This is a genomic window from Psychrobacter luti (assembly GCF_014192115.1).
Lineage (GTDB): Bacteria > Pseudomonadota > Gammaproteobacteria > Pseudomonadales > Moraxellaceae > Psychrobacter > Psychrobacter luti.
On sequence record NZ_JACHXL010000001.1, the window covers coordinates 1,013,123 to 1,027,951 of the forward strand.

At 43.9% G+C, this 14,829-nt stretch carries 9 protein-coding genes; all 9 read left to right on the forward strand.

The features are described 5' to 3' along the window. Positions 1-269: 269 nt before the first annotated feature. The 9 genes from FHS24_RS04015 (at position 270) to moaA (ending at position 14,802) form a co-directional block, all read left to right on the forward strand. Positions 270-1,649 (forward strand): NarK family nitrate/nitrite MFS transporter, encoded by a 1,380-nt coding sequence (locus FHS24_RS04015; protein WP_183618883.1) that lies wholly within the window; start codon positions 270-272, stop codon positions 1,647-1,649. Between the two features lie 379 nt (positions 1,650-2,028). Continuing rightward, entirely contained in the window at positions 2,029-5,787 is a 3,759-nt protein-coding gene (locus tag FHS24_RS04020) for a nitrate reductase subunit alpha (RefSeq protein ID WP_183618885.1), read from the forward strand. 119 nt (positions 5,788-5,906) lie between these two features. After that, positions 5,907-7,445 (forward strand): nitrate reductase subunit beta, encoded by a 1,539-nt coding sequence (narH, locus tag FHS24_RS04025; protein ID WP_183618887.1) that lies wholly within the window; start codon positions 5,907-5,909, stop codon positions 7,443-7,445. Between the two features lies 1 nt (position 7,446). Next, a complete protein-coding gene (gene narJ, locus FHS24_RS04030) occupies positions 7,447-8,292 on the forward strand; it encodes a nitrate reductase molybdenum cofactor assembly chaperone (protein ID WP_183618889.1) in 846 nt (281 codons plus the stop codon). 14 nt (positions 8,293-8,306) lie between these two features. Next, the gene (narI, locus tag FHS24_RS04035) at positions 8,307-9,032 is read left to right on the forward strand and encodes a respiratory nitrate reductase subunit gamma (RefSeq protein ID WP_183618890.1); all 726 of its coding nucleotides are present in this window, start codon (positions 8,307-8,309) and stop codon (positions 9,030-9,032) included. Between the two features lie 244 nt (positions 9,033-9,276). Then, positions 9,277-10,458, forward strand: a complete 1,182-nt coding sequence (locus FHS24_RS04040) for a globin domain-containing protein (protein WP_183618892.1) — start codon at positions 9,277-9,279, stop codon at positions 10,456-10,458. 322 nt (positions 10,459-10,780) lie between these two features. Further along, the gene (locus FHS24_RS04045; RefSeq protein WP_227671718.1) at positions 10,781-11,932 is read left to right on the forward strand and encodes a peptidylprolyl isomerase; all 1,152 of its coding nucleotides are present in this window, start codon (positions 10,781-10,783) and stop codon (positions 11,930-11,932) included. Between the two features lie 145 nt (positions 11,933-12,077). Continuing rightward, the gene (locus FHS24_RS04050; RefSeq protein WP_183618894.1) at positions 12,078-13,373 is read left to right on the forward strand and encodes a molybdopterin molybdotransferase MoeA; all 1,296 of its coding nucleotides are present in this window, start codon (positions 12,078-12,080) and stop codon (positions 13,371-13,373) included. Between the two features lie 328 nt (positions 13,374-13,701). Further along, positions 13,702-14,802 (forward strand): GTP 3',8-cyclase MoaA, encoded by a 1,101-nt coding sequence (moaA, locus tag FHS24_RS04055; RefSeq protein ID WP_183618896.1) that lies wholly within the window; start codon positions 13,702-13,704, stop codon positions 14,800-14,802. Positions 14,803-14,829 lie beyond the last annotated feature (27 nt).

Genomic DNA, 14,829 nt, shown 5'->3' on the forward strand with positions numbered 1-14,829 from the left:
GCCATCAGTATACCACTATGTATGAATACTCATCATCGGGATAACGCAGTACCGTGAGTTATCGTTTCTATAAAACCATTGATTGTGATGATTCACTGTTATCAAGGGCGCATTGATGACAGACATCAATTTACCGCATCAATCCAAGCCAAATATAAGCAGTCATTAACAACAATCAAAGCGACTGCATACGGTAATTTTTATAACGGCTGAAGGTTATAAAACTATCCATTATAACCAAGCATAAATGATATTAAGTGAGGAATAGTATGGGCAATAATTACAACTTCAAAGGGGGTAAGCTCATTACTGACTGGCGACCCGAAATAGAAGAGTTTTGGAAAGGCGGCGGTAAAAAAGTCGCCACTCGAAATTTATGGATATCCATTCCATCCTTGCTACTGGCGTTTGCAGTATGGATGGTATGGAGCGCGGTCATCGTACGCTTACCTGAAATTGGTTTTGATTTTGATGGCGGGCAGCTGTTTTGGTTAGCGGCGCTGCCCGGTCTATCAGGGGCAACGCTACGAATTTTTTATTCTTTTATGGTACCGATTTTTGGTGGTCGTCGTTGGACCGCGATATCGACTTTGTCTTTATTAATTCCGGCATTATGGATGGGCTTTGCGGTTCAAAATCCTGATACGCCGTTTATGATATTTGCCATTATTGCGCTGCTTTGTGGCTTTGGTGGTGGTAACTTTGCCTCGTCTATGTCCAATATCTCGTTCTTTTATCCAAAAGCGGAACAAGGTACGGCACTTGGGCTAAACGCTGGTTTGGGTAATTTGGGCGTATCAGTCATGCAGTTCGTCGTCCCGATGATTATATTGGTAGCCGCTTTTGGTAGCTTAGGCGGCGACCCACAAGTAGCTGAAAGCGGTAAACTGTTTTATTTGCAAAATGCTGGCTTTATCTGGGTACCCTTTATCCTGCTGTTCTCAGCATTAGCATGGTTTGGCATGAATGATATTGCCACCGCCAAAGCCTCGTTTAAAGACCAATCGGTTATCTTTAAACGCAAACATAACTGGATTATGTGCATTCTTTATATGGCGACCTTTGGCTCCTTTATTGGTTTTTCCGCAGCGTTTCCGATGTTGATTAAGAACTCGTTCCCTGCTATTGATGCGCTTAAATTTGCCTTTTTAGGTCCTCTGGTCGGCGCACTATTTCGTCCACTAGGTGGCTGGATATCTGATAAAACCAGCGGCGCAAAAGTCACTTTTTGGAACTACATTGTGATGGTATTGGCAGTATTTGCGGTGATGTATTTCCTACCTAGCGAAACCCATGAGGGCAGCTTCGTTGGCTACTTTATCTCCTTTATGGTGCTATTTATCACCACAGGTATCGGTAACGGCTCGACCTTTACCATGATTCCAGTTATTTTTAGAACCTTTCATGAACGCCTTGAGCCTGAAAAAGCGGGGACAGAGCCACTATTTATCGAGATACGTAAAGAGTCAGCGGCCGTGGTCGGATTCACCTCAGCAATCGCAGCTTATGGCGCGTTCTTTGTGCCAAAAATGTTTGGTTCAGGGTTAGGCGTTGACGGTACCTTTATGGCGCTCATCGTCTTTTATGTGGTCTGCATTGTGTTGACTTGGTGGTATTACAGCCGTGATAACGCTGAGATTCCTTGTTAAGGCTGCTTTTTTACAAACAACCCTTTAACAACATTCTTTTGAATGAGCAATAACTAATCCTATGAAGTGCTACTTGCTGATGTGAGTAGCACTTTTTTTGTTTTAAATTTTTGCTGAGCAACTTTTAGCTCATTAATTGGCATTAATCATTGACGCTTAACGGTATTTTTAATCAGTTTTTATTTTTGTCAGCTACTACTAAGGTGGTAGTGCCCTGCTCATGTTAGCTGATAGTAAGAGGATGACGGCTTACTTAAAATGACGCTATCGAAATAATATTTACGGCTTAGCTGCATACCGATATCAAGCACTATCAAGATAGAAGCATTCTGCACTCAGCTCTAGATACACCTTAGGCAATAAAACAGAGGATAGCGAAATGAGCCATTTACTCGACCAATTCCGTTTTTTTAAACGTAAACAGGGCGAATTTTCCGATGGGCATGGCGAGACGCGTGATGAAGCTCGTGATTGGGAAAACGTATATCGTAGCCGTTGGCAGTATGACAAAGTTGTGCGCTCAACGCATGGTGTCAACTGTACCGGTTCTTGCTCATGGAAAATTTACGTCAAAAATGGCTTGGTGACGTGGGAGACGCAGCAGACCGACTATCCTGAAACCCGTCCAGACCTACCAAACCACGAACCGCGTGGCTGCCCACGTGGCGCAAGCTATAGCTGGTATATGTACTCAGCCAACCGTGTTAAATATCCTAAGGTACGTAAGCCGCTTCTAAAATTATGGCGTGAAGCCAAAGCGCAATATCCTGATCCGGTCGATGCATGGGGCAGTATTGTCCAAGACCCTATCAAAGCAGAACAGTACAAATCTAAGCGCGGCTTGGGTGGTTTTATTCGCTCAACGTGGGCGGAAGTCAACGAAATCATCGCTGCCAGTAACGTTTATACCGCCAAAACTTTTGGCCCTGACCGTATCGTTGGCTTCTCTCCGATTCCTGCGATGTCGATGGTCAGTTATGCTGCGGGTAGTCGTTATTTATCGTTGATTGGTGGTGTTTGCTTATCATTCTACGACTGGTATTGTGATTTACCGCCAGCGTCGCCAATGGTTTGGGGCGAGCAGACTGACGTGCCAGAGTCAGCCGATTGGTACAACTCTGACTATATTATTGCGTGGGGCTCAAACGTTCCGCAAACGCGTACACCAGATGCGCATTTCTTTACCGAAGTACGTTATAAAGGTACTAAAACCGTCTCCATCACCCCTGACTATGCGGAAGTCTCTAAACTTACTGACTTATGGCTAAATCCAAAACAGGGTACTGATGCGGCTGTCGCGCAAGCATTCTGTCATGTCATTATCAAAGAGTTCTATCTCAAGCAGCCAAGTGACTACTTCTTAGATTACGCCAAGCGTTATACCGACTTACCTGTGCTCGTCATGCTAGAAGGTGAAGAAGGCGCACGCCATGCTGGTCGCTATCTGCGTGCTTCTGACTTAATCGATAATTTAGGTCAAGAAAACAACCCAGAATGGAAAACCATCGGTCTAAATAGTAATGGCGAGCTGGTCTCTCCACTCGGCTCGATTGGTTATCGTTGGGGCGAAAAAGGCAAATGGAATCTTGAACAAAAAAATGGTACGACAGGCGCAGATATTGACCTAACCCTGACGTTAAAAGACAGCAATGAAACCTGCGTAGTCGGCTTTGATTACTTTGGTCATGTGTCACACTCACACTTTACCTCGGTACCGGGCGAAGCGATACAGCAAAAAACCGTCCCTTGTAAAACCATCACCCTTGCCGATGGCAGCACTGCTATCGTTGCCACTGTATTTGATTTAACCGTTGCTAACCTTGGTGTTGATAATGGTGTTGGCGGCGAACACGTCACCGATGATTATAATGACGAGACGGTTCCGGGTACGCCTGCTTGGCAAGAAGTCATCACGGGTCTTAGCCGTGAGCGCGTTATCCAAGTCGCACATGAATTTGCTGAAAACGCTCATAAAACGCATGGTAAATCGATGATTATCATCGGCGCGGGTATGAACCATTGGTATCACCTCGATATGAACTATCGCGGCGTGATTAACATGCTGATGCTGTGTGGCTGTATCGGTAAATCTGGCGGCGGCTGGGCGCATTATGTTGGTCAAGAAAAACTACGTCCACAGACCGGCTGGTTGCCGTTGGCATTTGCCCTCGACTGGATGCGACCACCGCGTCATATGGCGGGTACCAGTTTCTTCTATACGCACAGCTCACAGTGGCGTCATGAAACTATTTCTGCCCATGAAATCCTATCGCCACTTGTCAATAAAAAATTCTTCCCAGAGCATATGCTTGACTACAATATTCAAGCAGAGCGTGCAGGCTGGCTGCCTTCAGCGCCACAATTAAACCGTAACCCATTGACCATCGCGGCCAAAGCCAAAGATAGCGGCAAAGATATAGAAGAATATGTCGTCGACTCTCTCGAAGATGGCAGCTTACGCTTTGCTTGTGAATCTCCTGATAATCCGGCCAACTTCCCGCGCAACATGTTTATCTGGCGCTCAAACTTATTGGGCTCATCAGGTAAAGGCCATGAATATATGCTCAAGTATTTCTTGGGTACCAAAAATGGCTTGCTCAATGAAGAAAACGCCGAGGGTCATCTGCAACCAAAAGAAGTCGATTGGGTAGAAAAAGGTCCTACCGGTAAATTGGACTTAGTTGTCACGTTAGACTTCCGTATGTCTTCGACCTGTCTGTATTCTGACATCGTGCTACCAACTGCAACGTGGTACGAAAAAGATGACATGAATACCTCAGATATGCATCCGTTTATCCATCCACTTACTGCAGCGACTGACCCTGCATGGGAATCTAAAACCGATTGGGAAATTTATAAAGGGATTGCCAAGAGCTTTTCTGAAGTCTCAAAAGGTCATTTAGGCGTTGAAACCGATGTCGTCACTTTACCGATGCAACATGACACCCCGGGTGAATTAGCACAGCCATTTGGTGGCACTGACTGGAAAACCGCTGGCGAAAAACCAGTACCGGGTAAAAACTGTCCGATGATTATGGTGGTTGAGCGTGATTATCCAAACACTTACAAGAAGTTTACTTCTATGGGTCCTGCTTTAGAAAAATTAGGCAACGGCTCAAAAGGCTTGAACTGGGATATGAAAACCGAAGTCAAACAGCTCGGTGATTTAAATCATAGAGTGACTGATCCCGGTATTTCTGAAGGCAGACCAAGTCTCAATACCGCTATCAATGCTTCTGAAATGATTTTGATGTTGGCGCCTGAAACCAATGGTCATGTCGCGGTAAAAGGTTGGGCGGCATTGTCACAGTTCACCGGTCGCGACCATACTCATCTTGCCAAATCTAGCGAACATGAAAAAATCCGCTTTAAAGATATCGTCGCCCAGCCGCGTAAGATTATTTCAAGCCCAACGTGGTCAGGTATTGAGTCGGATCAGGTGAGTTATAACGCCGGTTATACCAACGTTCATGAGCTGATTCCTTGGCGCACCCTGACTGGTCGTCAGCAGTTTTATCAAGACCATCCTTGGATGCAGGCGTTTGGCGAGCAAATGCAACAGTATCGTCCACCGATTGATACCAAGACCACTGAGCTGCTCAAAGACGCCAAGCCGAACGGTAACAAAGAGATTGTACTGAACTTCTTAACACCGCACCAAAAATGGGGCATCCACAGTACCTACTCTGAAAACTTGCTGATGTTGACCCTAAGCCGCGGTGGACCTTGTGTTTGGATGTCAGAAGTCGATGCGGCAAAAGCAGGTATCGTCGATAACGACTGGATTGAATTATTCAATGCTAACGGCGCCCTTACCGCTCGTGCCATCGTCAGTCAGCGTGTCAAAGAAGGCATGACAATGATGTATCACGCTCAAGAAAAACTGGTCAACATCCCAGGTTCTGAGCAGACCGGTACACGTGGCGGTATTCATAACTCAATGACTCGTACCATCTTGAAACCGACGCATATGATTGGTAGCTATGCCCAGCAATCTTATGGCTTTAACTACTATGGCACCGTGGGTTGTAACCGTGATGAGTTTGTGGTAATTCGTAAAATGTCAAAAATCGACTGGCTAGAAGATAAGCCAGATAACGAATTACCGCGTCCACTACCAACCACCATTGAGGATTAAAGCATTTTCTTCTATTGAGAATATGTCGTTTTAAAAGAGTTTTTTAAAACGACATCTTTTAAACAACCTTAATGAAGAATAAAGGCTGCTTTTTCTACTAATATTTGGAGCACAGATCCATGAAAATTCGTTCGCAAGTCGGCATGGTGCTTAACCTTGATAAATGTATCGGTTGTCATACCTGCTCAGTCACCTGTAAAAACGTCTGGACCAGCCGTGAAGGTATGGAATACGCGTGGTTTAACAACGTTGAGTCAAAGCCTGGTATCGGCTATCCCAAAGAATGGGAAAACCAAACCAAATGGAAAGGTGGTTGGATACGTAACGCCAACGGCACGATCAATCCACGCATCGGTGGTAAATTCCGAGTATTGGCTAATATCTTTGCCAACCCTGACTTGCCAGAGATTGATGATTATTACGAACCATTTGATTTTGATTATCAGCATCTGCATACCGCGCCTATTAGTAACCATCAGCCTATCGCCCGTCCGCGTTCAGCCATCACTGGCAAGCGTATGCAAAAGATTGAATGGGGTCCTAACTGGGAAGAAATTCTAGGTACAGAGTTTGAAAAACGTCGTAAAGATAAAAACTTTGACAATATTCAAGCGGATATCTACGGCGAGTACGAAAATACTTTCATGATGTATTTGCCGCGTCTATGCGAGCATTGCTTGAACCCAACTTGCGTAGCGGCTTGTCCTAGTGGTGCGATCTACAAGCGTGAAGAAGACGGTATTGTCTTGATTGATCAAGAAAAATGTCGCGGCTGGCGTATGTGTATCTCAGGCTGCCCGTATAAAAAGATTTACTACAACTGGAAGTCCGGCAAATCTGAAAAATGTATCTTCTGCTATCCACGCATTGAAGCTGGCTTGCCAACGGTTTGTTCAGAAACGTGCGTTGGTCGTATCCGCTATTTAGGTGTCTTGTTATATGACGCTGACAAAATCGCTGAAGCGGCTAGTACGCCTAATGAAAAAGACATTTACCCTGCGCAATTGGATTTATTCTTGGATCCTAATGACCCTGTAGTTATTGCTCAAGCATTAAAAGACGGTGTCCCGCAGTCAGTGATTGATTCTGCGCAGCGCTCACCAGTCTATAAGCTTGCAGTTGATTGGAAGCTTGCCCTACCGCTACACCCTGAATATCGTACGCTACCAATGGTTTGGTATGTACCGCCATTATCACCGATTCAAAACGCGGCTGAAGCGGGCAAAGTTGGTATGGATGGTCTCATTCCAGATGTCGACAGCTTACGTATTCCGCTACGTTATTTAGCCAATCTTTTGACCGCTGGTGATGAAGAGCCGGTTCGTCTGGCGCTAAAACGTCTGCTTGCGATGCGTAGCTACAAGCGTATGCAACTGGTCGAAAAACAAGAAGTACAAAGCATTTTAGATGATGTTGGCTTAACCAAGCTACAAGTTGAAGAGATGTATCGCTACTTAGCCATTGCCAACTACGAAGACCGCTTTGTGATTCCAACGGCGCATCGTGAAGAGGCGTTAAGTGATGCTTTTGCTGAACGTAATGGTTGCGGATTTACCTTTGGCGAGGGCTGTTCAGGACATTCTGACAACAGTATGTTTGGACAACGTAAAGCCAATCGCCGCGATTTCATCGATACTGTCCAAAAGTGGGAGTCATAAGATGCAAACTACTCAAGTTCATACCGACAGCTCTGTTAGCGACTCTGTGATGCCATTAATTGGCGCTTCAGACTTAAAAATACTCAAAGTCCTAAGCTTACTTATCGATTATCCAAGCAATGAGTTATTTTTAGGCGATACGCTTGCTGATTGCACAGAGATTGTTGCGAGATCAACCATCATCAGCCCAGAAGTACGTGCGCAAATCATTGACTTGATTGAAGATTTAATCGATACCGGCTCTCTTGAAGCGCAAGCACGCTATGACGGTCTGTTTGAGCGCGGTCGTTCTTTATCGCTGTGGTTGTTTGAACACGTGCATGGCGAGTCGCGCGACCGTGGTCAAGCCATGGTCGATTTGATGGGTCAATATCAAGAAGCTGGCTTTGAAATTAGCGTTAAAGAGCTGCCTGATTATCTGCCTTTATATCTAGAGTTTTTAGCGTATCAAGCGACGGTTATCGACGATGATATTCAGATTCGTATGGATATCGCCGATGTCAGCCATATTATTGCCTTGCTCGCTGCCAGACTTGAGCACCGCGGCAGTATGTATAAAGGTTGCTTTAATGCACTATTGCAGATTGCTGGAAAGCCTTTAGACATAGTCGAAGAGTATCAAGAGAAAATCAGCAAAGAAAAGCCTGATGATAGCTTTGAGGCCTTAGATAAAGAATGGGAAGAGGAAGTAGTGACGTTTTTGGATGCACAGCAAGAAGAGCGCTGCTCCTCTCAAACCAGCACCCAAAATCTTGCTGCAAAAGCGGGTGTTAGAGCCAATCCAAATGCTGTCGATGCCCCTGTGCACTGGGTAGACTTTAAAACCAACCAGCCGGTTAAACCATAATAGGGAGAAAGGACATGAATATTGCAGATCCTAGTGTACAGTCTTTAGCCAACCTCAGTTGGCTGCAAATTTTCCTTTTTGGCGTTTATCCGTACATAGCATTGACTATCGCTATCATTGGTACTTGGGTACGTTTTGATTTATCTCAGTATTCATGGAAATCTGGTTCGACGCAAATGCTTAGAACCAAAAACATGCGCCTTGCCAGCAACTTATTTCACGTCGGTATTATCGTCGTATTGCTTGGACATTTATTTGGCATGTTGACGCCGCATTTTCTTTATGACCGCTTTATCAGTGCTGGTCATAAGCAGATTTTAGCGGTGGTTGTCGGTGGTATCGCTGGGGTATTCTGTTGGTTTGGTCTGGCAATGCTGATGTGGCGACGCTTTACCGATGACCGCATCTCAAACACTTCATCGTTCTCGGACAAACTGGTACTGGTGCTATTATTTATTCAGCTTAACTTAGGTCTTATTTCCATCTTTACCTCAGTGAAGCATTTAGATGGCTACACCATGATGAATTTGGCAGGCTGGGCACAAGACATCACTATCTTAAGACCTTGGCAGGCAGCGGCGCGTATCGAGCAAACTGACTTGATTTATCAGCTGCATATGGCACTCGGTATCACCCTGATTGCGATATTCCCATTCACACGCCTTATTCATATTATCAGCGCGCCAGTCTGGTATTTCGGTCGCCGTTACCAGATTGTGAGAGAGAAACGTTCGCAATAGAAACGTTGCCAATAGAAACGTTGCCAATAGAAATAGGCACAATAGTGATACAGCATTGATGTTTGGATGAAGTTACGATACTATAAGATTCATTTTTAATGAATCTTATAGAAACCACTCAATTATTAGACGGCTAAATGCTTAATCCCAGCGCTTTTATAACGTCTAATAATGGTTGCCAGGTTCTTAAAAAGAATTTTAATCCCTAAACTTATCAATGTGAAATATCACTAAAGGATCTATCATGGCGTCACCACAAACATTAGAAATCGTGAAAGCAACCGTACCTGTGCTCGAAGAACATGGGACCGCGATTACTACCGTATTTTATAAAAACATGTTCAACGAACATCCTGAACTGCTGGATATTTTTAACGAAACCAATCAAAAATTAGGCCGTCAGCAAACGGCACTGGCTATGACCGTTTTGGCAGCAGCCAAGCATTTGGAAAACTTAGCGACACTATTGCCGCAAGTTACCCAGATCAGCCATAAGCATCGTGCTTTGCAAATTTTGCCTGAGCACTATCCTATCGTTGGTCATCATTTATTGGGTGCTATCAAAGAAGTACTGGGCGAAGCGGCGAACGATGACATCATCGATGCTTGGACAGAAGCCTATGATGAAATTGCCGATGTCTTTATTCAGTTAGAAAGAGGCATGTACGAGCAAGAGATGTGGGAAGGTTTTGCGCCGTTTACGATTACCGAAAAATCAGAAGCAGCGACTGATATTGCAGCCTTTACTGTCGTTCCTGCAAACGATGATATTGATTTAAACAAACTTAAACTGTCTGCCGGTCAATACATCACGGTTAAAACTGATCCAAAAGACAGTGACCATATTGCCCTACGTCATTATTCTTTATATTCAGCACATAGCGACAAAGGCATTCAGTTTGCCGTTAGACGTGACAATCGCAATGAATATAATGGTTTAGTGTCAAACTACTTACATGATCACTTAGACGTTGGCGATACGATTTTATTATCTGCCCCTGCCGGTGACTTTGAGCTCAACCAAGACTTGGTACAACAAAACGAAATCCCATTGGTATTGGTCAGTGCAGGTGTCGGTGTCACCCCAATCCTATCGATGTTAGAGGCGCAAGTAGCGGCCAATCCACTACGCCCTATCGTTTGGGTTTATGCCTGTCAGAATAAAGAACATCATGCCTTTGAAAGCAAAGTTAATGAGTTGCTTGCCGCTGCCGAAATTGTAGAAAAGCACATCTTCTACTTTGACTCTGGACAAATTTTAGATGAAGCGTGGCTCGCCAATTTACCGAAGCCTGCCGATATTTATGTCTGTGGCTCTATGATGTTTATGGAAAGTATCATTGATGGCTTAATGAATCTTGACCATGGCGTTGATAGCGTTCATTACGAACCCTTTGGTCCGAAGATGAGCCTAGAGCTGGCTTAATATTATCAGTCTAACTAAGCGTTGAGCAAGATAGAAAATGCGCTCAATACTTGGTTAAAGATAATATAAAGTCACTTAGCAACAGCCATAGAGCCACCTTTAAATGCTTCATTAGCAGTAACATCATTTAAAGGCGGCTCTATTTTTTTATTCCGCTTTAACACTCGTTATCTTTAATGCAAATAGTTTTTAGTATAAATAATTTGTAACGCAAGTAGCTTTAGCACAAATATTTTTAATCGTCATACTCATATTAACTGTAGTTTAAGATTGACTGTATTTTAAAATTCCTATTACCAAAACCCTTAGTGGAGCAAAAGCCATGACTGTCAGTACCTACAATCCAGCCGACCACACGACGACTAATAACGTCAATAACCATGTAAATAATAACGTTAGTAGTGACACTCATATTGACCATGCTGCTCATGCCCCTACTGGTGCGGATAACACACACAGCGGTCATAATTGTGGCCATGACCACAGCCACGATCACCATCATCATAACCATAGCCATGAGCACAACCATAGCCATGAGCACAACCATAGCCATGGTGATGATATCGTGCATCTGATGCCAACCTTGACGGATCTGCAAAAACCACATTCTGATCAAGAGTTTATCGAAAAAGCGATGGCAGAAGAGCGTAGCAACCATAATAATCTGATTGCCTCTAGCCGTAATGAGCTGCCGTCAGTGACGGTTAATGGCGTGATGATAGATAGAACCAATATCGCCCAAGAGCTACAGTATCATCCAGCGGAAAACAAAGAAGATGCGGTATATTTAGCGACACAAGCGCTGGTTGTGCGTGAATTACTTAGATTGGCAGTTTTAGATGAGCCAAGCCTTGGCGAGACTGCATGGGGAAACGACGAAGAACAAGCCATCTCGAGTCTGATAGACAAAAACGTTGAAGCGACGATGCCAGATATGGCAACTTGTGAGCGCTATTATAATCAAAACATCACTGATTTTAAGACCGATCCTATTATGACCGTACGCCATATTTTATTGGCATGCTTACCTGAAGATGGCGATGAGCGCTTAAAGCTTAAAAAGACCGCTTACGAATTAATTGAACAAATCAAAAACAATACCAATCCTGACGCCGAGTTTATTCAATTAGCACGCCAGCATTCAGCTTGCCCTTCAAAAGAGCAAGGTGGCGAACTGGGTGTTATTAGCAAAGGTCAAACCGTACAAGAATTCGAAGGTGCGTTATTTAAATTAGACGCAGGACTTGCCCCAAGCCCTATCGAGAGCCGTTACGGTTTTCATATCGTTGATGTGCTCAATAAAGAACCTGGCATACAGATGACTTATGAGCAAGTTAGCCCTGCTATCCACAATAAGCTGAGCCAGCAAGCGTTTCACCAGTCATTATGCGACTACTTATTTACTTTAGCGAATGAAGCTGAAATCGAAGGTATCGACATGACGCTTGAGCAAGAGAATATTTTCCGCGGCTAAGCACTATGCTGTCAGTCGCTTACTTCTTATGTTATAAAGTAGCTGCTATGGTATAAAGGTTGCTAACATACAACCTGTCCTTTATAGCTATATGCAGTTTCAAATTAATAATACAGTTCAATTTTAATAAAATGAGTAAACGTTTATGATTACGGTTGCAGGGCTAATCTCTGAAATACAGCAGCGTATAGAAACTTATAATACCAACGACTATCCGCTCAATAAAAGAGACGTCGTTAGCTACGACTTATTAGACAGCCGTCATCATATATTGGCAGAAGATATCGTCTCACCTTTTGCGATACCAAGGCAAAACCTATCAGCGATGGATGGTTATGCTATTGCTAAAGACAGCGTACTCTCAGCAGACGGCACGATTGATATCGTCGGCGAATCACAAGCGGGTAGCCCTTACAGTGGTGATATACATTCAGGGCAAGGTGTCCGCATTTTTACTGGTGCGCTCGTTCCTAAAAGCTGCACTACGGTTATCATGCAAGAAAACACCAATTTTGCCGCGATAAAAGACAGTATAGATAAATCGCAGCCTTATGCTATTACGTTAAGTAAAGACGCTAAGCATGATGATAATATCCGTAAGCAAGGCGAAGAAATTGAAACTGGCGAAGCGGTTTTATTAAAAGGTAAGCGCTTAAATCCTTCGGATATCAGCCTGCTGGCTAATTTGGGTTTTGATAAAGTAAAGGTATACCAGCCTTTAATCGTTGGGGTACTGGCGACTGGCGATGAACTGGTGGCGATTGGTCATGAGCTGACCAGCTTGGCGCAAATCTATAACTCCAACACCCCTACTCTAAAAAGCTTACTCGCTGACTTGCCCGTCACTATCCGCGATTATGGCATCATTGCTGATGATTTAGACAAAACTACCGCTGCCGTAACTAAAGCCATGCAAGAGTGTGACGTCCTTATCTCTACCGCAGGCGTATCGGTCGGCGACTATGACTTTTTAACCACTGTCATTGAGCAGCTAGGGCAAATTAACCACTATAAAGTCGCTATGAAACCCGGTAAACCGTTTGTCTTTGGCGAGCTAACTAAAAACCTTGCCAAGCCCGTATTATATTTTGGCTTACCCGGTAATCCACTATCGACCGTCGTCGGTAGCTTGCAATTTGTCATTCCCGCTTTGTGGCAAATGGCAGGCGCTGCGCCACAAGAGCGACCCATGCAGCTCAGCCTAATCGCCACCCTTAAAAACGATATAAAAAAATCGGCAGGACGGATGGATTTTCAAAGAGGCATTTTGTCGCAGAATGCAGCGGGCGAATTTGAAGTTGAAAGCTTTAGCAAGCAGCAATCGCACCGTATTAAACAGCTTAGCCATGCCAATTGTTTTATTGTCTTGGCGCAAGATTCTGGCAATATAGCTGCTGGCGAAACAGTAACCGTACAGCCCTTCCCTTGGTTACATTGCTAAATAACAGCTAAATCATTGAATCATTGAATCATTGAATCATTGATAACTTTATAGCTAAAAAGCTGCATGGCTAATCAATGGCATAAAGAGTTACACAGTTAATAACTCTTTATGCTATTGATCATGAGAAACTGCTTAGTGCATATCCTAATTTTTAAAATTACGACCGATTAGCAGCTACTACTTTGGTGGTAGTTTTCAGCTCACTTATGGTGAATGGTTATTTGCTAGCAAGCTGTCATAATCGTATTTAAATAGAATATTCCACTCATAACCTGAGGCAACGCCTAAAAGTACACACTATACTTAATATTAATGGTAATCATCTATGAACCATCTTGCCCCCACCGTAGGCAATGCGCAATTGTATTCGCCTGCCGCTGCACCCGCTGTTTTTGATGTTGACTCATCGAAAACTGCTATCACGTCGACGTATTCTCCGGTCACGCTTTCTCAACCATTAACCGATGGTTTCGCACGACGTCTAACTTATTTGCGTCTATCGATTACTGATTTCTGTAATTTTCGCTGCGAGTATTGCCTGCCCGATGGCTATCAAGGCAAACCACCACAAAACGAGCTCAGTATCAGCGAAATTGCCACCTTAATCCGCGGCTTTGCCCAAGTTGGCACTAAAAAAGTCAGAATTACTGGCGGTGAACCCTCTATACGCCGTGATGTGGTAGAGATTATTAAAACCATCAAAAACACCAAAGGCATTGAAACCGTTGCCATGACCAGCAATGGTTATAAACTTGGCAAGCATTTAGCTAACTGGCAAGCAGCTGGGCTTAATCAGCTCAATATCAGTATGGATAGCTTTAATGCTGCTACTTTTCATAAGATGACTGGCTTCGATATGTTGCCGCAGCTCTTGGCTGATATGGATACCTTACTTGCGACCACAGATATTAAGCTCAAAATAAACAGTATTTTAATGGCAGAAACGGCCTTTGAAAATCTGATGAATGCCATCGATTATGTAAAAAATAGACCTGTCACTTATCGATTTATTGAATTTATGCAGACCAGTGACAACAGTGACTTATTTTTTGCGCAGCATGCACAGTCCGATATCATTACCAATTACTTATTAAAAAACGGCTGGCAAACCCATATACGTGGTAGCAACGATGGTCCAGCGATAGAATATAGCCATCCAGATTATAAAGGTCGTATCGGTATGATTGCCCCTTATGCTGCCCATTTTTGTGACAGCTGCAATCGCCTGCGGGTCAGTAGTCAAGGCAAGGTGCATCTGTGCTTATTTGATCAAGGTAACTACGATATTCGTCACTATCTTGAGCAAGATGATGTGGCTGGTCTCGTTAATACCCTGCACAGCTTTATGCCGATTAAACCTGAGCATCATCACCTTCACGAATCAAACAGCGGCATGATGAATAATTTGTCGATGATTGGCGGTTGATTTATTAATAATAAAAACTTTTATTTC

Coding starts and splice junctions, on each gene's coding strand:
- FHS24_RS04015 (WP_183618883.1), top strand. CDS start 270: ATGGGCAATAATTACAACTTCAAAGGGGGTAAGCTCATTACTGACTGG.
- FHS24_RS04020 (WP_183618885.1), top strand. CDS start 2,029: ATGAGCCATTTACTCGACCAATTCCGTTTTTTTAAACGTAAACAGGGC.
- narH (WP_183618887.1), top strand. CDS start 5,907: ATGAAAATTCGTTCGCAAGTCGGCATGGTGCTTAACCTTGATAAATGT.
- narJ (WP_183618889.1), top strand. CDS start 7,447: ATGCAAACTACTCAAGTTCATACCGACAGCTCTGTTAGCGACTCTGTG.
- narI (WP_183618890.1), top strand. CDS start 8,307: ATGAATATTGCAGATCCTAGTGTACAGTCTTTAGCCAACCTCAGTTGG.
- FHS24_RS04040 (WP_183618892.1), top strand. CDS start 9,277: ATGGCGTCACCACAAACATTAGAAATCGTGAAAGCAACCGTACCTGTG.
- FHS24_RS04045 (WP_227671718.1), top strand. CDS start 10,781: ATGACTGTCAGTACCTACAATCCAGCCGACCACACGACGACTAATAAC.
- FHS24_RS04050 (WP_183618894.1), top strand. CDS start 12,078: ATGATTACGGTTGCAGGGCTAATCTCTGAAATACAGCAGCGTATAGAA.
- moaA (WP_183618896.1), top strand. CDS start 13,702: ATGAACCATCTTGCCCCCACCGTAGGCAATGCGCAATTGTATTCGCCT.